This window comes from Nocardioides sp. Root190, assembly GCF_001428565.1.
Classification (GTDB): domain Bacteria; phylum Actinomycetota; class Actinomycetes; order Propionibacteriales; family Nocardioidaceae; genus Nocardioides.
Map to the genome: position 1 here is coordinate 40880 of NZ_LMIA01000003.1, position 20734 is coordinate 61613.

The 20734-nt window shown below is 70.8% G+C and carries 16 protein-coding genes; 8 read left to right on the forward strand and 8 right to left on the reverse strand.

Going from position 1 to position 20734, the window contains the following annotated elements:
- Position 1 precedes the first annotated feature (1 nt).
- The 8 genes from ASE01_RS04110 (at position 2) to ASE01_RS04145 (ending at position 10078) form a co-directional block, all read left to right on the forward strand.
- On the forward strand, positions 2-1144 hold the full coding sequence (locus ASE01_RS04110) for an MlaD family protein (protein WP_056748763.1): 1143 nt from the start codon (positions 2-4) through the stop codon (positions 1142-1144).
- A complete protein-coding gene (locus tag ASE01_RS04115) occupies positions 1141-2196 on the forward strand; it encodes an MCE family protein (RefSeq protein WP_056748764.1) in 1056 nt (351 codons plus the stop codon). Before ASE01_RS04110 ends, ASE01_RS04115 begins: the two co-directional genes overlap by 4 nt.
- The gene (locus ASE01_RS04120; protein ID WP_056748765.1) at positions 2196-3188 is read left to right on the forward strand and encodes an MCE family protein; all 993 of its coding nucleotides are present in this window, start codon (positions 2196-2198) and stop codon (positions 3186-3188) included. The genes ASE01_RS04115 and ASE01_RS04120 overlap by 1 nt, the downstream gene beginning before the upstream one ends.
- Entirely contained in the window at positions 3185-4321 is a 1137-nt protein-coding gene (locus tag ASE01_RS04125; RefSeq protein ID WP_157537080.1) for an MCE family protein, read from the forward strand. The genes ASE01_RS04120 and ASE01_RS04125 overlap by 4 nt, the downstream gene beginning before the upstream one ends.
- Positions 4318-5358, forward strand: coding sequence for an MCE family protein (locus tag ASE01_RS04130; RefSeq protein WP_056748767.1), 1041 nt, complete (start codon positions 4318-4320; stop codon positions 5356-5358). Before ASE01_RS04125 ends, ASE01_RS04130 begins: the two co-directional genes overlap by 4 nt.
- Positions 5355-6503, forward strand: coding sequence for an MlaD family protein (locus ASE01_RS04135; protein ID WP_056748768.1), 1149 nt, complete (start codon positions 5355-5357; stop codon positions 6501-6503). The genes ASE01_RS04130 and ASE01_RS04135 overlap by 4 nt, the downstream gene beginning before the upstream one ends.
- 90 nt (positions 6504-6593) lie before the next feature.
- The gene (locus tag ASE01_RS04140) at positions 6594-8465 is read left to right on the forward strand and encodes an AMP-dependent synthetase/ligase (protein WP_056748769.1); all 1872 of its coding nucleotides are present in this window, start codon (positions 6594-6596) and stop codon (positions 8463-8465) included.
- Entirely contained in the window at positions 8462-10078 is a 1617-nt protein-coding gene (locus ASE01_RS04145; protein WP_056748770.1) for a succinic semialdehyde dehydrogenase, read from the forward strand. The genes ASE01_RS04140 and ASE01_RS04145 overlap by 4 nt, the downstream gene beginning before the upstream one ends.
- On the opposite strand, the gene ASE01_RS04150 is transcribed toward ASE01_RS04145, so the two are convergent.
- The 8 genes from ASE01_RS04150 to ahcY all read right to left on the reverse strand — a co-directional run bounded on the left by ASE01_RS04150 (position 10056) and on the right by ahcY (position 19837).
- The gene (locus tag ASE01_RS04150) at positions 10056-11270 is read right to left on the reverse strand and encodes a winged helix-turn-helix domain-containing protein (protein WP_056748771.1); all 1215 of its coding nucleotides are present in this window, start codon (positions 11268-11270) and stop codon (positions 10056-10058) included. The genes ASE01_RS04145 and ASE01_RS04150 overlap by 23 nt on opposite strands.
- Before the next feature lie 162 nt (positions 11271-11432).
- Positions 11433-12137 carry a response regulator gene (locus tag ASE01_RS04155; RefSeq protein WP_056748772.1) on the reverse strand — a complete coding sequence of 235 codons (705 nt, stop codon included), beginning with the start codon at positions 12135-12137 and terminating at the stop codon, positions 11433-11435.
- A gap of 98 nt (positions 12138-12235) precedes the next feature.
- The gene (gene hpf / locus ASE01_RS04160; RefSeq protein ID WP_056748773.1) at positions 12236-12865 is read right to left on the reverse strand and encodes a ribosome hibernation-promoting factor, HPF/YfiA family; all 630 of its coding nucleotides are present in this window, start codon (positions 12863-12865) and stop codon (positions 12236-12238) included.
- Positions 12866-13332: 467 nt separating this feature from the next.
- On the reverse strand, positions 13333-14064 hold the full coding sequence (locus ASE01_RS04165) for a ComF family protein (RefSeq protein WP_056748774.1): 732 nt from the start codon (positions 14062-14064) through the stop codon (positions 13333-13335).
- An 85-nt stretch (positions 14065-14149) separates the two neighbouring features.
- Positions 14150-15895, reverse strand: a complete 1746-nt coding sequence (locus tag ASE01_RS04170) for an LpqB family beta-propeller domain-containing protein (RefSeq protein ID WP_056748775.1) — start codon at positions 15893-15895, stop codon at positions 14150-14152.
- Complete coding sequence (gene mtrB / locus ASE01_RS04175) at positions 15892-17580, reverse strand: MtrAB system histidine kinase MtrB (protein WP_056748776.1); 1689 nt, start codon at positions 17578-17580, stop codon at positions 15892-15894. The genes ASE01_RS04170 and mtrB overlap by 4 nt, the downstream gene beginning before the upstream one ends.
- Positions 17581-17583: 3 nt before the next feature.
- The gene (mtrA, locus tag ASE01_RS04180) at positions 17584-18294 is read right to left on the reverse strand and encodes an MtrAB system response regulator MtrA (protein WP_056748784.1); all 711 of its coding nucleotides are present in this window, start codon (positions 18292-18294) and stop codon (positions 17584-17586) included.
- Between the two features lie 91 nt (positions 18295-18385).
- On the reverse strand, positions 18386-19837 hold the full coding sequence (gene ahcY, locus ASE01_RS04185) for an adenosylhomocysteinase (protein ID WP_056748777.1): 1452 nt from the start codon (positions 19835-19837) through the stop codon (positions 18386-18388).
- Positions 19838-20734 lie beyond the last annotated feature (897 nt).

The window sequence follows — 20734 nt, forward strand, 5'->3', positions numbered from 1 at the left end:
GATGAGCGAGTTCCTCTTCCCGCACAGCAAGGTCGATCCGCGGACCCTGCGCCTGCGTCTGGCCGCGATCGGCCTGGCCGGCGGCCTCATGGTCGCTGCCGTCCTCGGCGTCCTCGGGCTGCAGACGCTCGGTGTCCTCAGCGACGCGGCGCGGGTGACCGTCCAGCTCCCGACCGTCGGCGACACGCTCGCGATCAACTCCGACGTGAAGTACAACGGCCTGCGGGTCGGTCGCGTGATCGAGGTCGACCCGGTCGTCCGCGCCGCCGAGACCGGCTGGGACGGTCCGACGGCGACCGTGCTCGTCGAGACCGAGCACGCCGAGCTGATCCCGGCCTCCGTCCGGGCCCGGGTCCTGCCGGGCACCCTGTTCGGCAACGACTTCGTCGACCTGGTCGCAGCCACGAGCCCCGGGCAGGCCGAGACCACGGCCGCCGCCAGCACCACCGTCTCCGCGGCCGGCGGCCACCTCGCCGACGGCGACGTGGTGGAGGCCGACACCTCCGAGCAGACCCTGCGCCTGATGGACACGCTCTCGGCCACCCAGCGCCTGCTCGTCTCGATCGACCCCGCCCAGTGGGACGTCGCGCTCTCCCAGCTCGCCGACTCGCTCGACGGACGCGGCGCGACGATCGCCACGATGGTCGCTGACGCCAACGGCGTGCTCGGTCGGTGGGAGGACCTGCAACCGACCGTACGCCGCGACGTCGACCTGCTGACGGCCAACGCCGACCTGCTCGCCGACATCGAGCCGCAGCTCGTCCGCACCCTCCGGGACACCCGCCCCCTGGCCCGCACCCTCGTGCGGCAGCAGGAGGGCACGACCACCCTGCTCCGGGGGATCACCACGCTCCTCGAGGGCAAGGAGGGCGTCATCCCGTTCCTCCTCGAGCACGGCGACGAGACCGCTCGCCTGCTCAACGCGACCGCCGCCAACCTCGAGGTCTTCGCCGCGCGGTACCCCTCCTTCGCCCGCGTGCTCCAGAAGGTCCCGCAGCTGCTCCGCAACGGCGCCAAGGCCGTCCAGGGCGGCAACATCCAGATGGAAGGTGTCCTCGGGCCGACCTTCGTGGGCGAGTACGGCCCGCAGGACTGCCCCGAGTACTACGGCGCCACGGGCCGTTGCACCGGAGGTGGCCGATGAGTCGCCAGCTCAGCGAGCTGCGCCGCAACAAGGGCGCCGTGCTCGGGGTCGCCGTGTTCAGCCTCGTCGCCATCCTCCTGACCTCGATGGTCGCCGGCACCCTCTCCCGCAGCTCGGGCGCGGACACCATCACCGTCACCGCCGTCTTCCGCGACGCCACGGGCCTGCGGCCCGGCGACGACGTACGCCTTGCCGGGGTCCGCATCGGTCGGGTCGGTGAGACCCACGTGGGCCAGGGCAAGGACGCCGGGCTCGCCGTCGTCACCCTCCGGGTCGACCGCGACCAGGGTCTCCACGACGACATCACCGCCTCGGTGGACTACCTCAACCTCATGGGCCAGCGGTACGTCGCCATCTCGCGCCCCGACCGCGCGGCCGAGGCGGGCGACCTCGCCGACGGCGCCCGGATCCCGCTCGCCCGGACCCGCTCGGCGCTCGACCTGACGGCCATGTTCAACGCCTTCGAGCCGATCTTCGACCTGCTCGAGCCGGGCGACGTCAACCAGCTCGCGAGCAACATCGTGCAGGTCCTGCAGGGCCAGGGACCGACCATCCGCCACCTGCTCGACCAGACCGCCGAGCTGACCTCAGGCCTGGTCGATCGCGAGGACACCCTCACCCGCGTCGTCGAGAACGTGACGCTCGTGATGGACACCACCAACGAGCACCGCGACGAGGTCACCGCCCTCGTGGACGGCCTGGACTCGCTCACCAGAGGACTGGCCAAGGACCGCGACCGGATCGCCACCAGCCTGGACGGGATCGACCGGTTGAGCCGCACGACCGCCGACCTGGTCGAGGACGCTCGTCCCCTCGTCGAGGACGTGTCGGCCCTGAGCCAGCCGTGGCTGAGGTACCTCGGCTCGCGCACCGACCTGCTCGCCGACACCGGCGCCGCGCTGCCCCAGCAGCTGCGCGTCTATCTCCGCACCCTGGGCTACGGCAGCTACCTCAACGTCTACGTCTGCAACCTCTACGGCCAGTTCAAGGGCGTCCCGGCCAAGGTCGACCTCGGCGTGACCGGCAACAAGCACACGGAGAGGTGTCGCTGATGGGCACCGTGACGGGCACCTGGCGACGTCTGGCCTGGCCGCTGCGGGTCGTGATCGGCGCCCTGCTGGTCGGGATGGTCGTGATCGGCCTCCAGACGATCAGTGGCGACTCGTCGTACCACGCCCGGCTGCGGCACGCAGCCGGCATCAAGGCCGGTGACGACGTCCGGGTGGCCGGTCTCAAGGTCGGCAAGGTCACCAGCGTGGAGGCGGACCGCGACGAGGTCGACGTCGCCTTCACTCTCGACCAGGCGCCCGAGGAGCTCGGCCTCACCGCGGACAGCCCGGCCGAGGTCAAGATCCTCTCGATCCTCGGGCAGCGCTTCCTGTCCCTCACTCCCGGCCGCGGGAAGACCCTCGCGAGCGGCGCGACCATCGGCGTCGAGCACTCACGTGACTCGTACACCATCGAGCGCTTCTGGCTGGAGGCCACGCCCCAGGTGCAGGCCCTCGACCTGGAGAAGATCCAGGGAGCCGTGGACGTGCTCGCCACCGACCTGGCCATCGCACCCGAACAGCTGCGCGACGCCCTCGACGGCATCGCTGGTGTCTCGGCGATCGCGAACGACCGCGAGCAGCAGATCGACTCCCTGCTGACCGCCACCCGGCAGGTCACCGACCTCGTGCTCAGCCAGACCGACAAGATCGACGAGGTCATGTCCAACGGCACGCTGGTGATGACGATGGTCCAGCAGCGCAAGGAGACCCTCCGCTCGCTGCTCGTCAACGCGGAGCGATTCGTCACCGGGCTCACCGGGCTGGTGCGGACCACGGCACCCCAGCTCAAGCCTGCCCTGCGCGACCTGCGCGCGGTGCTCCGGACCCTCAACGACCACCAGGACGACCTCGACGAGACGATGCGCCTCGCCGGACCGACCATGCGGGTGTTCACCAACGCCACCGGCGACGGTCCGTGGCTCGGTGTCAACGCACCGTGGGCGATCCTCCCCGATGACCTCTTCTGCTCGATCACCCCGGAGAAGTGCCGATGAACCGCCGCCATCTCGTCCTCGCGGCAGTCGGTGTGCTGGCCCTGGTCCTGGCCGTCTCCGGCGTTCGTCTGCTCGGTTGGCTCGGCGGTGAGGACGACGACGCGCTGGTCGTCACCGCGGACTTCGCCGACACGACCGGGGTGTACGTCGGCAACGACGTCACCTATCTCGGCGTCAAGGTCGGCGAGATCGTGGAGGTCGAGCCACACGGCACGACCATGCGGATCGTCATGCAGCTGGAAGGGGACACCGAGCTCCCCGAGGACGCCGGCGCCCAGATCCTCCAGGGCTCGCTCGTGACCGACCGCTTCGTCGAGGTCGGTCCCGCCTACACCGGCGGTCCCCGGCTCCGCGACGGGGCGAACATCGCCGCCGACCACACCCGCTCCCCCGCGACCGTCGACGAGATCGCGCGCTCCATCGACGACCTCGTCCTGGCACTCGACGCCGACCTCGGTGGCGCCGATGGCCGCAAGGGTCTCGGCGAGGCACTCGAGGTCACCGCGCGAACCCTCGACGGCAACGGCCCCCACCTGCGCCGGGCGCTCGCCGAGAGCCGCGACGCCCTCGCGATGATCAACTCCAAGGACGCCGACATCACGGCTGTGACCGACAACCTGCTCACGCTCACTAAGGTGCTGGCGACCCGGGACCGGCGGATCCGGACCTTCACCGACGCGGCCGCCGACACCACCGCCGTGATCGACGACCAGCGCGACGAGCTCGTCGCCGCGCTGGAGGGCCTGGACGAGCTGACCGGCCTGACCAACCAGTTCCTCAAGGACAACGGTGAGGTGATCGGTGATGACCTCAAGGGTCTCGCCGATGTCGTCGGCGTGATCCGCGGCCACCAGGACTCGCTCGAGGAGGCCTTCGACGTGATGCCGACCATGGCCGAGAACTTCGCCCGCGCCTACGACTGGAAGCTCGGCCGGCTGCGGGTCCAGTTCGCCTTCTCGGTCGGCCCCTTCTCCTCGGCGTTCCGCGACCACACCTGCCGGGTGCTCGCCGAGTCCCTGGCCGGCGAGATGGGCGGCAAGCTCTGCGGCGCGCTGTTCAACTCCGAGGGCACCGGCGCCCTCGACGGCCTCTTCGACGGCATCTACGACGGCCTGCCCGGAGGCTTCCCGTGACGGCCGGGTCGCGCACGCTGAGGCGCGCTGCTGCAGGCCTGGCCTTCTCACTGGGCACCCTGGTCGCCGGCTCGGGGTGCGGACTCCAGCTCGAGGACATCCCCATGCCGAGCCTGGTGGACGGTGAGACGTACGCCGTGACGATCGAGTTCACCGACGCCCTCAACCTCCCCGTCGACGCCCCGGTCAAGCTCGAGGGCGCGACCGTGGGACAGGTGACGGCCGTCGAGCCGGGCGACTACGTGGCCGAGGTGCACCTGGCCCTCTCGACGACCGTCGAGCTGCCCGCCACCTCGCGTGCCGAGATCCGGCTCACCTCGCCGATGGGCACCGCGTTCGTCCAGCTCTTCCCCGGGGGCAAGGGCGAGCTCCTGGCGGAGGGCGGCATGCTGCCGGTCGCCGCGACGGGCACTGCCCCTGACGTCACCGACCTGCTGTCCTCCCTGTCCACCGTCGTGACCGGCGGCACCTTCGGTGACATCTCGACGATCATCAAGCAGCTCAACGTCGCGCTGACCGGCAACTCCGGCGACGTACGACGCCTGTTCGCCAGGCTGGACACCGCCGTGACCGACCTGAACAGCCAGTTCCCCAGGATCGACAGGCTCACTGCAGCGCTGGACACCCTGACCACCCGCCTGGTCGACGACCTGCCGGAGATCACCGACTCGCTCACGGACCTGACCGACCTGGTGACCAGCCTGGACCGGCAGCGCTCGGACCTCGTGCTGGCGATGGAGTCGCTCACCCAGTTCGACGCCGTCGCGACGCCGCTGACCCGGACGGTGCGCGACGACCTCCTCGAACAGCTCAAGGACATGCGTCCCGTCGTACGCACGCTGCTCGACGAGCGGGCGAACGTCGACGGTGTCATGCAGGGCCTGATCGACTTCGCCGGCGGCAGCGACGAGGCCGCTCCCGGCGACTACGCCAACTTCGACCTGACGTTCCTGCTCGACCCGGAGGCACTGCTCAACTTCGAGGGACCGGACGACGACGTGCAGGACCTTCCCGAGCTGGGAGTGGGACTCGAATGACGACGGAGACCGGGGACCAGGTCCCCTTCAACACGGAGTCGAGCGCGCAGGTGTGGCGGCGACGGATCCGCACCGCGCAGGCTCTGATCATCCTCATCCTCATCGGTGGGGTCGTCTACGTCACCGACACCGTGGTCGGGGGCTCGCTGTTCCGCGATCCGTACCACCTCACGGTGCAGCTCCCCCAGGCCGGCGGGCTCCACGTGGGATCCGTCGTGACCTACCGCGGCCAGCGGGTCGGCGAGGTCATCGACGTCCGGCTGGGCGACGAGGCCGGGGTCGGTGCCCTGGCCGAGCTCGAGATCGAGGAGCACGTCGAGATCCCGGTCGACAGCGCGATGGAGGTCCGCAACCTCTCCGCCGTCGGCGAGCAGTACCTCGACATCCGCCCGCGCGTGGCCGACGGCCCCTACCTGGCCGACGGCGCCACCGTCCCGGTCTCGGAGACCACGATCCCGCTCACCGTGCCCGAGGTCCTGGCCCATGCGCAGGGACTGATGTCCTCCCTGGACGTCGACGACATCGCGACCATCGCCGACGAGACGGCGACCATCTTCGGCAACGCCGACGAGGACGTCGACCTCCGGGCGCTGGCGATCGAGATGGAGACCGCCTTCGCCATGCTGCGCCGCCTGGAGCCGACCCTCACCCGCCTGGTCACCACGGCCGAGACGCCATTGACGACGATCGACGACCTCGCCCCGCAGCTGCGCAGCATGTCCGGCGACCTGGAGGCGATCGCCCGATCCCTCGCGAAGGCGACACCCGACATCCGGCGCGCGGTCACGACCTCGCTCGACCTGCTCCCCCGGCTCGATCGGTGGTGGCGTGAGCTCGCCCCCGAGCTGAGGAGCCTGCTCCGCTCGGGCGTCCCTCTCACCGAGATGGCGGCCGGTCACCTCCGCGGGCTGCACCACTGGCTCGACTGGGTCCCCCTCCAGGCCGACGTGATGGCCGGGAGCACCCGCGAGGGCAGCGGACGGGTGCTCCTCGTGCCCCGCATCCTCAAGAACTGCGTCTACGACAAGTCGGTCCAGCGCGACATCCAGGACCTCGAGGCCCGCACTCCGGTGACCGACGTCCGCTGCATCGACCCGCCGGCCGGCACCCAGGGACGTGGCTCCGCCACCGTCCCGCAGCAGTGACCGGCAGTGACCCGGCAGTGACCCGGCCGATCGCCCCGGTCGCACCAGACCTCCTCCCCGCATGACCCATCCCCCGAAAGGAATGTCCCCATGAGCACCGACACCCTGGCCGTACGCGCCGAGATCGAGGCCGAGATCGCCGGGCTGACCCTGCCGATCGCCTTCGCCCGCACCGTTGCGTCCGAGGCCGACAAGCCGGCGTACTCGGACAAGGTCGGCATCGACCTGTCGGCCGGCTATGCGGCCGGCTGGCGCACCGTCTCCTGGACCGACCTGCGCGAGCGTGCCCTCGACGCCGCCGGTGCCCTGGTCGAGGCCGGCGTTGTGCACGGCGACCGCGTCGCGCTGATGGCCAGCAACCGCATCGAGCACGTCGTGGCCGACCTCGGTGTCGTCCACGCCGCAGGGGTCTCGATGTCGGTCTACAACACCCTGTCGGCCGAGCAGGTCGCCTACGTCGCCGGGCATGCCGAGCCGGCCGTCGTCATCCTGGAGTCCGCCGACCACCTCGCGCGGTGGGCCAAGGCCCTCGCCGAGAGCGACACGATCCGCCAGGTCGTCCTGATCGACGCGACCGCCCCCGAGGGTGACGACCGCTTCATCACCTGGGACGCCTTCCTCGCCGCCGGTGCCGCCTGGCGTGCCGGCCACGGTGCCGAGCTCGAGGGCCGGACCGCGGAGGTCACCCCCGAGGACCCGCTGACCATCCTCTACACGTCCGGCACCACCGGGAACCCGAAGGGCGTGGTCCTGACCCACCACGCCGTGCTCTACGAGTGCGCCTGCTCGCTGCGGGTCTCCGCGCCCACACTGCACAACGACTTCATCTCCTACCTGCCGTTCGCCCACATCGCCGAACGCACGCTCGGCATGTACATCCCGCAGGTCAACGGTGCCCACATCCACCTCATCGCCGATCCCTCGCTGCTCCTCGGCGCTCTCGGCGAGGTCCACCCGACGCGCTTCTTCGGTGTGCCGCGGGTCTGGGAGAAGATCAAGACCGGCATCACCGCCAAGCTCTCCGCCGAGACCGACCCCGAGAAGAAGGCCCAGATCGAGGGTGCCTTCGCCATCGGCCTGGAGTACGTCGAGGCGCTGCAGCAGGGCGGCACCGTCTCCCCCGAGCTCGAGGCGAGGTACCAGGCGGCCGACGCCGGACTGCTCTCCTTCCTCCGCGCACTGCTCGGCCTCGACCGCTGCGAGTGGGCCGCCTCGGCCGCCGCGCCGATGCCGCTGGAGGTCGCGAAGTTCTTCGCCGGCCTCGGCATGCGGATCTACGACGTCTACGGCATGACCGAGACCTGCGCGGCCGTCACCGCCTGCGGACCCGAGCAGTTCCGGCTCGGCACCGTCGGGCGTGCGCTGCCGGGCATCGAGATCGCGCTCGCCGAGGACGGGGAGATCCTCGCGCGCGGTCCCGTCACCTCGCAGGGCTACTACAAGCAGGACGAGGCGACCGCCGAGCTGATCGACGTCGACGGCTGGGTCCACACCGGCGACATCGGTGAGCTCGACGAGGACGGCTTCCTCAAGGTCGTGGACCGCAAGAAGGAAATGATCATCACCTCCTCGGGCAAGAACATCGCCCCGTCCAACATCGAGAACTACCTCAAGGAGAGCCCGATCGTCGGGCACGCCCTGGTGTTCGGCGAGGGCAAGCCGTACGTCGTCGCGGTGCTCACCCTCGACGCGGAGATCGCTCCCCTCGTGGCGCAGCAGCTGGGCATCCCCGCCGGGACCTCGCTCGCGGAGCTGGCCCAGCACCCGGCGATGCTCGCGGTCGCCCAGCAGTCCGTCGACGCCGCCAACGAGCGGCTCTCGCGGCCCGAGCAGGTGAAGTCGTGGGAGCTCCTCCCGGTCGAGTGGACCGCCGAGTCCGAGGAGCTCACGCCGACGCTGAAGCTGAAGCGCCGCGTCGTCCACGCCAAGTACGCCGACGTCCTGGAGAGGCTCTACTCGTGACCGCCACGACCACCACCACGAACAGCGTCCAGCCCGCCTGGGTCACCGCCGAGCGGATCGCCGCCTGGAGCGGCTGGGTCGCCCGCGACCCGGCCGGCACGGCGACCAGCACGGAGACGAGCACCGCGACCGCGCCGTACGACGGACTCGCGACGGCCAGCGTGCCGGTCAGCAGCGCGAGCGACGTCGTCGACGCGATCGCCCGCGCCCGCACGGCACAGGTCACCTGGGCGCTGCTGCCGTGGGCAACGCGCTCCGCGATGGTCCTGCGCTTCCACGACCTGCTGGTGGAGCGCCAGGACGAGGTCATCGACCTGATCCAGTGGGAGATGGGCAAGGCCCGGTTCAGTGCCTGGCAGGAGATCCTGCAGGTCGCCACGATCGCGCGCCACTACGCCCGCCACGGTCGCCACTACGTCGGCGACAACAAGGTCCGCGGCGCGATGCCCGGCCTCACCAAGGTGCGCGAGGTGCGCGTCCCCAAGGGTGTGATCGGGATGATCTCGCCGTGGAACTATCCGCTCTACCTTGCGGTCGGCGACGTGATCCCGGCGCTGCTCGCCGGCAACGGCGTGGTCAGCAAGGCCGACTCGCAGACTCCGCTGACGCTGCTCTGGACGCGTGAGCTGATGGCCGAGGCCGGGCTGCCCACGGACATCTGGCACGTCGTGGTCGGTCCCGGCGCGATCATCGGCGACGCCCTGATCGGGTCCGTCGACGGCGGCCCGGGTGTCGACCACATCTGCTTCACCGGCTCGACGCCCACCGGCCGCAGCGTCGGCCGTCGTGCCGGCGAGATGCTCATCGCGGCCTCCCTGGAGCTCGGCGGCAAGAACCCGCTCGTCGTGCTCGACGACGCCGACGTGTCGAAGGCGGCCGCCGGCTGCGTCGCCGCCGCGTTCGCGAACACCGGTCAGATGTGCATCCACATCGAGCGGGTGATCGTGCACGAGGACGTGTACGACGCCTTCCGGGATGCCGTGGTGGCAGCGACCGAGGCGCTCACGCTGGGCCAGACGTTCGACTACTCCGTCGACGTCGGGTCGCTCGCCTCCGAGTCACAGCTGGAGACCGTTCGCAGCCACGTGGACGACGCGGTCGCCCGCGGCGCAACGGTGCTCGCCGGTGGACGGCACCGCCCCGACCTCGGGCCGCTCGTCTACGAGCCGACCGTCCTGGAGGGCGTGGACGCCGACATGCCGGTCTGCCTCGAGGAGACCTTCGGTCCGGTGATCTCGCTCTACAAGGTGGGCTCCGAGAGCGAAGCCGTCGCGAAGGCCAACGAAGGTCGCTACGGCCTGTCGGCGAGCGTGTGGTCCCGCAACACCCGCGCCGCCGAGGCGCTCGCCCAGCAGGTCCGGGCGGGCTCGGTCAACATCAACGACGGCGCCGCAGCCGCGGCCGGCTCCATCGAGGCCGGCATGGGCGGCATGGGCGACAGCGGTCTCGGCCGGCGCCACGGTGCGGAGGGGATGCGGAAGTACACCGAGTCCCAGACCGTCGCGACGCAGCGCCTGGTGCCGCTCGGACCGCCGTCCGGGATGGCGCTGGAGAAGTTCGTCGGACTCGGCAACGCCCAGCTGAAGCTGCTCAGGAAGCTGCGCGTGCGCTGATCTCGGCCACCAACGCGGGAGCGAGGTCGCCCTTCGGGGCGACCTCGATCTCGTCCAGGCCCAGCCAGCCGGCGAGCCGCCACAGCTCCACGGCGAGCTCCGCCGCCGTCGCGGCAGGTGCGCCGGGCTCGGCGAAGACTCCCTGCACGAGCAGCCGTCGGGTGGGACGGTCGGCCTTGAGGTCGACCCGCGCCACGATCCGGTCTCCCAGCAGGAACGGCAGCACGTAGTAGCCGTGCACCCGCTGCGCCGCCGGGACGTAGATCTCGATGCGGTAGCGGAAGTCGAAGATCGCCTCCGCACGGGCACGCTCCCACACGACCGGGTCGAACGGGCTCAGCAACGTCCGGGCCGCGACCCGGCGTGGCACCCGCGCCTCGTGGTGCAGGTAGGCCGGGCGTGCCCATCCCTCCACCTGGACCGGTTCGAGCTCGCCCGCCTCGAGGAGCACCTCGATCGCCGTTCGGGCCTGGTGGATGTTGAGGCGGTAGTAGTCGGCCAGGCAGTGGGCGCTGGCGACACCGTGGGAACGGGCGGCCCGGCGCACCAGCTCGACGTGGGCATCGGTCGCGGACAGCGCCGGGGCATGGGCGAGCTCGCTGCCCACCACCCGCTCGGCCAGGTCGTACCGGATCTCGAACTGGCTGTTGCGCCCCTCGATCGCCAGGTCACCTGTCGTGAAGAGGAAGTCGAGCATCTGCCGCGTCCGCGACCAGTTCCAGCCCCAGTGGTCCCTGGACCTGGGCAGGCCGTCGTCCAGCTCACGGGCCGTGCTCGGCCCGCGGTCGGCGATCTCCGCCAGCAGAGCGGCCTCCAGGGCATCGTCCTCGGCCACGCTGAACCACTTGCCGCGGCGGCTGCGGTGGTGGTCCATCCGGTGCCTCATCGCCGGCCACAGCTCAACCGGCATGAACGCCTGGACGTGCGCCCAGTACTCCACCACGCGTCGCTGGCGCCCCGCGGACGCCCGCCGGAGCAGGTCGACGTCGTAGGCACCCATGCGCGAGTAGAGCGGCATGTAGTGGGCGCGCTGGAGCACGTTGACGCTGTCGACCTGGAGCAGTCCGGTGCGCGCCAGCGTGCGGTCGAAGGTGCGCAGCGTCGGGACGGCGTGCACCGGGTCCAGGAAGCCCTGGGCCGCCAGCGCGATCCGGCGTGCCTGGGCGCGCGACAGGGTCTGGGTGCTGCTCACGCCGTCAGGCTAGACACCCGGACCGACACGCCGTTGGTCGAGGAGGGCCGTCCGCGGCCGTCTCGAGACCTCCCGCTCCGGTGCCGGGACTCTCCACGGACAGTTCCGGCACCGTCGCACCGGGTCTCGAGACGGTCGCTGGGCGACCTCCTCGACCACCGATCAGTCGAGCTGCACGAGCTTGGCGCGCACGGCGTACATCACCGCTTCCATCCGGGAGTGCAGCTGCAGCTTCTCCAGGATGTTGCGGACGTGGTTCTTCACCGTGTTCTCGCTGATCGCGAGGTGGCCGGCGACGTCACGGTTGCTGAGGCCGCGCGCGACGAGGCGCAGGACCTCGAGCTCGCGCTCGGTCAACTTGAGCGCCGTCCCCGAGTTGCGGTCCGGCTTCGACATCGTCTTGAACTCGTCGATCAGCTTGGCCGCCATCGACGGACTGATCAGCGACTGCCCGTCGGCGACGACGCGGATGCCCTGGGCCACCTCCTCGATGGAGGAGTCCTTGAGGAGGTAGCCCGAGGCGCCGCTCTTGACCGCTTCGTACAGGTCGGCCTCGTCGTCGGAGACGGTCAGCATGATGATCTTGGTGGTCGGGACCGCTTCCTTGATCGCGACGCAGGCCTCGATGCCGGACTGCTTCGGCATCCGCACGTCGAGGAGGACGACGTCGGGGGCGGCGCTGACGACGAGGTCGACGCCCTCGGCGCCGTTGCTCGCCTCACCGACGACCTCGATGCCCTGCTCGATCCCGAGCAGCATCGTCATGCCGCGTCGAAAGAGCTCCTGGTCATCGACCACCACCACACGAACCGGTTCGCTCACAGGCTGTCCAGTCCCTGCGGCCGCCGGCGAATTCCCAGTCGCCACATGCGCATCATGGCATGGCCCGAGGTCGGAGTGTCGGCAGCGACCAGATGCCGGTGGTGTCGGCCAGCCGCCCGAGCGGCTGCCCACCCATCAGGTCCTCACCCTCCCTGGGTGTCGACGTCGAGCGAGATGACGCCGTAGTCGTAGCCACGGCGGCGGTAGACGACCGCAGGGCGCTCGCTCTCCTTGTCGACGTACAGGTAGAAGTCGTGGCCGACCAGCTCCATCTCGTAGAGGGCCTGGTCGAGGGTCATCGGGCTGGCCGGGTGCGTCTTCTCGCGTACGACGAGCGGGCCGTCGCCGGTCACCGTGATCGGACCGACCTTGCGCTCGATCGACTCCTCCTGCTCGGTGGGCGTCTCGAGGTCGTCGAGGGGGATGTCGGAGAGCGCACGTCCGACGGACACGGGGGCACGGCGGCCGCGGTGCACGCGCCGCCGGTCAGCGGCCTTGCGCATCTGGGAGGCCATCTTGTCGAGAGCGAGGTCGAGCGCGCCCATCTTGTCGCCGGCCGCGGCCTCGGCGCGGATCACCGGGCCCTTGGAGTAGGCGGTGAGCTCGACGTGGACGCCCTGGTCGTGCTGGCGCGGATTGGGTTCGGAATCGACCTCCACATGCACACGCATGATGTGGTGATCGTGCTTCTCCAGCTTCGCGAGCTTCTCGGTGGCGTGCTCTCGGAACCTGTCCGAGATCTCGCAGTGCCGTCCGGTGACCACAACATCCATCAGTTACCTCCAAGGGGTTTCGGTGATGGGTTCTCCCGCGCGAGGCGGGACGTCTGGGGCTGGCACGTTGCTCGACCAGCAGGGAACGGTGGGTGCGCGGGTGCCGAGGTCTCGAGACGGTCGCTGCGCGACCTCCTCGACCTACGGCCGCCGTGGAAGGGTGGAATCCGCCCGGCCGACCTGGTCTTCTCCCCCACACCCGCCTGCTGAGGCTCCCGCAGCTTGGTGCCACTACTGACCTTCTCCCGAAGTCGGACGCATCTGACGTCCGGTTCGAGGCAGGACTGACGACTAAGCCGCACCGTGATCGTCGACCCGGAGGTCGACTTACGTGGACCGTTTCGCCTGCGACTGGCATCGGCTTGCCGCACCTGGCCGGGCTTCTGCCCAGCCTGTACAGCGCAACCACGGACCCGGGCGGACTCCATGCAGAGACGTTAGTCCGTCGCCGGTGACGACGAAAGCCTTCATCCCAAGTTCGGCGGGTCGATCTTGCGCCGGGTCGCGGCCACGGTGGCTGCGGCGAGCACCCGGATGCCGACGGACTCGAGGGCGCGCTGCGCCTCCCGCAGGGTCGCTCCGGTGGTCAGGACGTCGTCGCAGAGCAGGACGTGGGCGGTGGGACGGCGGCGCGCCAGGCGGCGTACGGCGCTCGTCGAGGTCGCCATCGAACCGGCGAGGTTGGCGGCCCGGCTGGCGGCGTCGAGCCCGGCCTGGTCCACGACACCGGGCCGCACCCGGAGCAGGCCGGCGACCCCGACCGGGTGGCCGCGACTGCGCAGCCCGGACGCGGCGGCGCGGGTCATGGCGGTGGTCGGGTCGTGTCCCCGGGCGCGGACGGCGGCGGGTCGGGAGGGCACGGGGACGAGCACGACCGCCTCGTCCGGGCCGATCCCGGCCCCGCTCAGGGCGGCGTCCGCCACGACGGCGAGGACCGTGCCGAGGGGGCCGGCCAGCGCGTGCACCCCGTGCTCCTTGTGGGCCAGGACGAGGGCGCGCAGCACCCCATCGTACGGCCCGGCGGAGTACGACGGCGCGAGGCCCGGCGGGCACGGCGTCGGTCGACGCAGCCCGGCCTCGACAGGCAGCTCGTGGCAGCACCGGACGCACAGCGCCCGGCCCGGACGTCCGCACACGACGCAGGAGGAGCCGAGCACGAGGTCGACGAAGCCGTCGGCGAGGTCGGCGAGCAGGGGCACCGCTCCACTCCAGCAACCCGGGCTGCCCGACGCAACGGTCGGGACCGGGGCTGTGGAGAACCCGCAGTGAATCAGCCAGCCGGAATCAGCCGGCGAAGTGCAGCTGGGTCAGGACCGTGGTGCCGCTGCGGTACTCGCGCTGGTCGACGAGGTCGACGTAGTGGTCGGCGTACACGGCGAACATCGGTGACTCAGCGGTCGGGGCGGCGGCGAGCCCGACCAGGCGACCGGTCACGATCGTGGACAGCACGTCGATGCCGAAGGAGGCGCCGTCGGCGGCCACGACGTCCACCTCGTACAGCTTGCCGGGTGCGGTCGGGGTGAGGATGCCGATCCGGATGGGGCTGGTCCACACGATGTCGTCGATGCGGGCGGCCTCGGCCGCACGGACGAGGAACGGCGCACGCACCTGGTCGACCCGGCCGCGGCCGTTGATCGCGACCCGGGCGCCGAGGACCTCGTCACCCGCGATCGTGCGGACGACGGCCACCAGGCGGGTCCCGTCGCGGGACACGACCAGTTGCTGGGCGCCCGTGCCGCTGATCCCGGGGACCTCGATCTCCCGGACCTGCTCCCCCTCGACCAACCAGACCCGCGCTCCCGCCGTACGTCGCTCGAGCACCCACAGCCGCCCGGCGACGTCCCAGGTGGGTCGGGCATAGCTGCCCCCGCTGAGAACCGTGCGCGGCGTCGGGTCCGCGTCGGGATCGTCCCGGATCGGTCCGATCCGGACCCGCCCGCCGTCGCGGTCGACGGCGGCGACAAGCTCGGCGTCGGGCCGGGCCGCGACCGCCTCGAGGCCCGCGTCCGGGGCGCCGAACGCTCCGGAGGCCGCCACGAGCTTGCCCGGACCGCCCCACACCAGGCGCCCGGCGCTGAGTCCGAAGAGGAGGGTCGTCGTCTTGTCGCCCGCGGGGTCGAACTCCTGGGCCGCCTCGACGGGGTACTGGGAGGCCCCGCCCGGGATCGGGAGGTCGGCACCGCCGACGGTCACGCGGATGGCAGTGATGCTGCCGTCCTGGCGCAGCGTCCACGCCAGCTGCGCGAGCATCAGCTCGGCCTCCTCGGCCGTCAGGCGTGGCGCGTCGCCGACCAGGTCGACGTCGGCGACACCGGCGTCGTTGACCGGGACGGACAGGCCGACCGACAACCCCGGCGGGATGAAGGAGCGGACCACGCCGCTGGCCCGGGGAGGAGGCCCGGCCAGCAGGCTGGAGACCAGGCTGGTGGCGAGCTGGTCGCCCTGGGGCACGAAGACCGGCTCGGGCACGAGGATCTGCGCGATCGGGTCGAAGTAGTAGAGCGAGACCTGGCGGTAGCGCTGCTGGAACCAGGTGGCGGGCACGACCAGGGCGTCGCGGGGGTCGGTGATGCGGTACTCGCCGTCCTCGACGGTGACCCGGAAGGACATGACGAGCTCGTCGCCCGGGACGGATCCGCGCCAGCCCCCGACGGCGTCGAGGCTGTCGGCGCCGTTGAGCTGCACGTCGACCGATCCTCCGGACTCCCGGGCGGGCAGGGAGTCGCTGTAGACGACCGTCTCCTGCTCGGGGTTCCAGCCGGCGGCTGCTTCGTCGGTGAGGTACTTCTTGGCGACGTTGGTCTGGATCGGCCAGGCCGTCATGGCGTCGAGGAAGCCGGTGACGACCTCGGTGCGGGACGCGCCGCTGGCCGGCGGGCGGGCGTCGATGTCACTGGCCCGCCGGGTGTCGTCGGCGTCGCTCACCCGGCCGTCGACCACCGGGCCGTCCGTGGGGAGCGAGACGCATCCCCCGAGCAGAAGTGCGACCAGCACGAGCGCGAGCGGCAGGATGCGGCGTGGGTCCCTCATCGCTGCTCGACCTCCTGGGTCCGTACGACGACGCCGGGCCCGGGCACGACGGCCGCGTCGGTCGACGCGGCATCCTCGGGCACGAGCGAGAGCGGGCTGTGCCGCAGGGTCTCTCCAGCATGCCGGGGCAGGGTGAGCCGGAACTGGGCGCCCTGGCCGGTCCTGCCCCACGCCTGCAGCCAGCCGCCGTGCAGGTGGGCGTCCTCCTGGGCGATGGCCAGGCCCAGACCGGTGCCGCCGCTGGTGCGCGCGCGGGCGGGGTCCGAGCGCCAGAACCGGTTGAACACCATCGCGGCCTCGCCCGGCGCCAGCCCGACACCGTGGTCACGCACCGTGATCGCGACCGCCTCCGCGTCGGAGGCGATCCGCACGATCACGGCCTCCGTGGGGTCCTCGGCCAGCGCGTGGTCGATCGCGTTGGTGACCAGGTTGCGCAGGATCCGCTCCACGCGGCGTACGTCGATCTCGGCCCGCACCGGCGCCGAGGGATGGGCGACGACGACCCGCACGCCGCGCTGGTCGGCCAGCGGCTGGACGGCCGACACGACCCGCTGGACGACGTCGTCGAGGTTGACGTCCTCGGGAGCGAGCACGGCGGCACCGGCGTCGAAGCGGCTGATCTCGAGGAGGTCGACGAGGAGGTTCTCGAAGCGGTCCACCTCGGCCTGCAGGAGCTCGGCGGAGCGGGCGGTGCTCGGGTCGAAGTCGGCCCGGGCGTCGTGGAGGACGTCGGAGGCCATCCGCACGGTCGTGAGGGGTGTGCGGAGCTCGTGGGACACGTCGGAGACGAACCGGCGCTGCACCCAGCTGAGCTCCTCCAGCTGGCGGATCTGTCGCTGCAGGTTGGTCGCCATCTGGTTGAAGGAGTAGGCCAGGCGCGCGATGTCGTCCTCGCCCCTGACCTGCAGGCGCTCCTGGAGGCGGCCTGCGGCGAGCCGCTCGGCGACACGGCGGGCCATCCGGATCGGGGTGACGACCTGGCGGGTGACCAGCCAGGTCAGGCCCGCGACCAGCGCCATCAGCAGTCCGGCCGCGGTCAGCAGGGCGCGGGTGACCAGCCCCAGCGTCTCCTGCTCCTCGGTGAGCGGGAAGAGGTAGTAGAGCGTGTAGGTCTTGCCGTCGGACGGCATCTGGACCTGCGAGCCGACGATGATGCCGGGGACCGAGGAGGTCTCGGCGCTGTCGGGGTCGCGGTGCACGATCTCGGTGTAGGTCCAGGCCGTGGTCCGGCCGGCGCCGTCGAAGTGCGCCTCGAGGTCCTCGGGCACGCTCACCAGGTCGAGCCCGCTGGTGTACTCACCGCCGCCGTCCCGCAGCGGCACGTCCTCACCCTCGGGTCCGGCGAGCACGACGCTGTAGCCGCGGCTCGCGCCGCGGTCGATGATCGGGTCGACCAGGTCGCGCTGCTGGCGACCGGCGTTGACCTCGGTGCCCGAGGCGGCAGCGAGCCGGTCCCGGGCGTCGACCATCTCGGCGTCGACCTCGCCGCTGACGACGTCGACGCGGTGCTCGAGGAGCCCCTGCCGGGTCTGCTGGAGCAGGATCCAGCCGACCGCGCTCACGACGACAGCGGACAGCACGATGGTGCTCGCGACCACCCGGGCCTGGATCGAGCGCCGCCAGAAGGTCAGCCCACGTCGTACCGCCGGAGCAGCGCGCGCCCAGAGGTCGCGCACGATGACCACGGCCTACGCCGAGCCGGCCTTGTAGCCGATGCCGCGCACCGTCAGGACGATCTCGGGGTGCTCGGGGTCGTGCTCCACCTTCGAGCGCAGGCGCTGGACGTGCACGTTGACCAGGCGGGTGTCGGCGGCGTGGTGGTAGCCCCACACGTCCTCGAGGAGCACCTGGCGGGTCAGCACCTGACCGGGGTTGCGGGCCAGGCAGAGCAGGAGGTCGAACTCCAGCGGCGTCAGCGAGATCTCGGCGTTGTCGCGGGTCACGGAGTGGCCGGCGACGTCGATCTCGAGGTCGCGGATGGTCAGGGTCTCCGGGGCGACCGGTTCGGTACGACGGACCCGGGCCCGGATCCGGGCGACGAGCTCCTTCGGCTTGAACGGCTTGACGACGTAGTCGTCGGCGCCGGACTCGAGGCCGACGACCACGTCGACGGTGTCGCCCTTGGCGGTCAGCATCACGATCGGGACGCCGGACTCGGCGCGGATCTCCTTGCAGACGTCGATGCCGTCCTTGCCCGGCAGCATCAGGTCGAGCAGGACGAGGTCGGGCCGGTAGTCACGGAACTCGGCGAGGGCGATGTCCCCGCGCGGGCAGACCCGGCTCTCGAAGCCTTCCTGCCCGAGCACGATGCCGAGCATCTCGGCCAGGGGGGCGTCGTCGTCGACGACGAGGACGCGCCCACGGGTGGGGAACGCCGACGAGCCGCCGGAAGGAGTCATGTCACCCATTCTAGGCCGGAGAAGCGCGGAGCCCCCGCACCACGAGGGTGCAGGGGCTCCGCGTTCGCCTGTGCGTCAGTGCAGGACCGACTCAGTACCGGTAGGCGTCCGACTTGAACGGGCCCTCGACGGGCACGCCGAGGTAGTCGGCCTGCTCCTGGGTGAGCACGGTCAGCTCGACACCGAGGGCGTCGAGGTGCAGGCGGGCGACCTCCTCGTCGAGGTGCTTCGGCAGGACGTAGACGCCGACCGGGTACTCCTCGACCTTGGTGAAGAGCTCGATCTGGGCGAGCACCTGGTTCGTGAACGAGTTCGACATCACGAACGACGGGTGGCCGGTCGCGTTGCCGAGGTTCAGCAGACGACCCTCGGACAGCACGATGACCTTCTTGCCGTCCTCGAAGATCCACTGGTGGACCTGGGGCTTGATCTCGTCCTTGACGATGCCCGGGATCTTGGCCAGGCCGGCCATGTTGATCTCGTTGTCGAAGTGGCCGATGTTGCCGACGATCGCCTGGTGCTTCATCTTCTTGAAGTGCTCGACGGTGATGATGTCGAAGTTGCCGGTGGTGGTGATGAAGATGTCGGCGTAGTCGACGACGGTCTCGAGGCGCTTGACCTCGTAGCCGTCCATGGCCGCCTGGAGCGCGCAGATCGGGTCGATCTCGGTGACGATGACGCGCGCGCCCTGGCCGCGGAGCGACTCGGCCGAGCCCTTGCCCACGTCGCCGTAGCCGCACACGACCGCGACCTTGCCGCCGATCATGACGTCGGTGCCACGGTTGAGGCCGTCGATGAGCGAGTGGCGGCAGCCGTACTTGTTGTCGAACTTCGACTTGGTGACCGAGTCGTTGACGTTGATCGCCGGGAAGAGGAGCGAACCCTCCTTGAAGCGGTCGTACAGGCGCAGCACACCGGTGGTGGTCTCCTCGGAGACGCCCTTGATGTTGTTGGCGATGTTGGTCCAACGCGTGGAGCTGGTCTCGAGGGACCGGGCCAGGACGCGCAGCACCTCCTTGAACTCCTCGTTCTCGGTGGAGTCCTGGCCGGGAACCGCGCCGGCCTTCTCGAACTCGACACCGAGGTGGACGAGCATGGTGATGTCGCCACCGTCGTCGAGGAGCATGTTCGGGCCGATCACGTTGCCGGCCTCGTCCTTGAAGTCGAAGACCTTCTCGGCCTCGTCCCAGTACTCCGCCAGCGACTCGCCCTTCCAGGCGAAGACGGGGGTGCCCTTGGGGTCCTCGACGGTGCCGCCGGTGCTCGGCGGACCGACGACGACCGCGGCAGCGGCGTGGTCCTGGGTGGAGAAGATGTTGCAGGTGGCCCAGCGCACGTCGGCGCCGAGGGCGACCAGGGTCTCGATGAGAACACCGGTCTGGATGGTCATGTGCAGCGATCCGGCGATCCGGGCACCCTTGAGGGGCTGGGCGTCGCCGTACGACGTGCGGAGGGAGACGAGACCGGGCATCTCGTGCTCGGCGAGGGTGAGCTCCTTGCGGCCGAACTCGGCCAGGCTCAGGTCAGCAACCTTGTAGTCCATGAAAAGTGATCCTCGAGGTTCGAGTGTCGTCGTCCTGCGGCGCATCTGCGCTACGGCGGGATCTCCCGCGCATGACGTGTCCCACCTTACAAGCGGGATTCCGGGCCCGCTCAATCATCGCGGGACTCGTCGACCCCAGCCTGCCCCTCGTCGGTCGAGGAGGCCGCCCGCGGCCGTCTCGACCACCGGGGAGCCGCCGACTACAACGAATGGGTACGACGGACGGCCGGGTCGCGCTGTCGTGACCCGTTGGTCGAGGAGGCCGCCCGCGGCCGTCTCGAGACCACCCGCCACGGTGCACCCGCCTCCCCATGCCTGGGTTCCCGAATCGGCTCACCAGGTCTCGAGACGGTCGCTGCGCGACCTCCTCGACCAACGAGCTGCTCGACCACCGTTGGTCGAGGAGGCCGCCCGCGGCCGTCTCGAGACCACCCGCCACGGTGCACCCTGGTGTCCACGGGCCAGTTCCGGCACCGGGTTGCCAGGTCTCGAGACGGTCGCTGCGCGACCTCCTCGACCACCGGGGACGCCGCCGACAACGACGAATGGATACGGCGGACGGCCACCGTTGGTCGAGGAGGCCGCCCGCGGCCGTCTCGAGACCACCCGCTCCGATGCACCCGGGTGTCCACGGGCCAGTTCCGGCACCGGGTTGCCTGGTCTCGGGACGGTCGCTGCGCGACCTCCTCGACCACCGGGCTTCCGCCTGCCGGTGGTTGTGTCGGTGGGTCATGATCCAATATGGGTATGGATCTCGGGACCGCTTCCACCGCACTGATCGGCCGCTACGACGGCTGTTCGGTCGGTGAGCTGTTGACCGAGCTCAGCGCCAATGTGAAGGGCCGACACCAGCTCGAGATCCGCGAATGGATCGCCATCGTCGCGTGGGCGGACCAG

Bases quoted from the DNA above. Each gene is read 5' to 3' on its own strand.
- ASE01_RS04110 (WP_056748763.1), top strand. From the start codon at position 2: ATGAGCGAGTTCCTCTTCCCGCACAGCAAGGTCGATCCGCGGACCCTG.
- ASE01_RS04115 (WP_056748764.1), top strand. From the start codon at position 1,141: ATGAGTCGCCAGCTCAGCGAGCTGCGCCGCAACAAGGGCGCCGTGCTC.
- ASE01_RS04120 (WP_056748765.1), top strand. From the start codon at position 2,196: ATGGGCACCGTGACGGGCACCTGGCGACGTCTGGCCTGGCCGCTGCGG.
- ASE01_RS04125 (WP_157537080.1), top strand. From the start codon at position 3,185: ATGAACCGCCGCCATCTCGTCCTCGCGGCAGTCGGTGTGCTGGCCCTG.
- ASE01_RS04135 (WP_056748768.1), top strand. From the start codon at position 5,355: ATGACGACGGAGACCGGGGACCAGGTCCCCTTCAACACGGAGTCGAGC.
- ASE01_RS04140 (WP_056748769.1), top strand. From the start codon at position 6,594: ATGAGCACCGACACCCTGGCCGTACGCGCCGAGATCGAGGCCGAGATC.
- hpf (WP_056748773.1), bottom strand. From the start codon at position 12,865: ATGGATGTTGTGGTCACCGGACGGCACTGCGAGATCTCGGACAGGTTC.
- ASE01_RS04170 (WP_056748775.1), bottom strand. From the start codon at position 15,895: ATGAGGGACCCACGCCGCATCCTGCCGCTCGCGCTCGTGCTGGTCGCA.
- mtrA (WP_056748784.1), bottom strand. From the start codon at position 18,294: ATGACTCCTTCCGGCGGCTCGTCGGCGTTCCCCACCCGTGGGCGCGTC.
- ahcY (WP_056748777.1), bottom strand. From the start codon at position 19,837: ATGGACTACAAGGTTGCTGACCTGAGCCTGGCCGAGTTCGGCCGCAAG.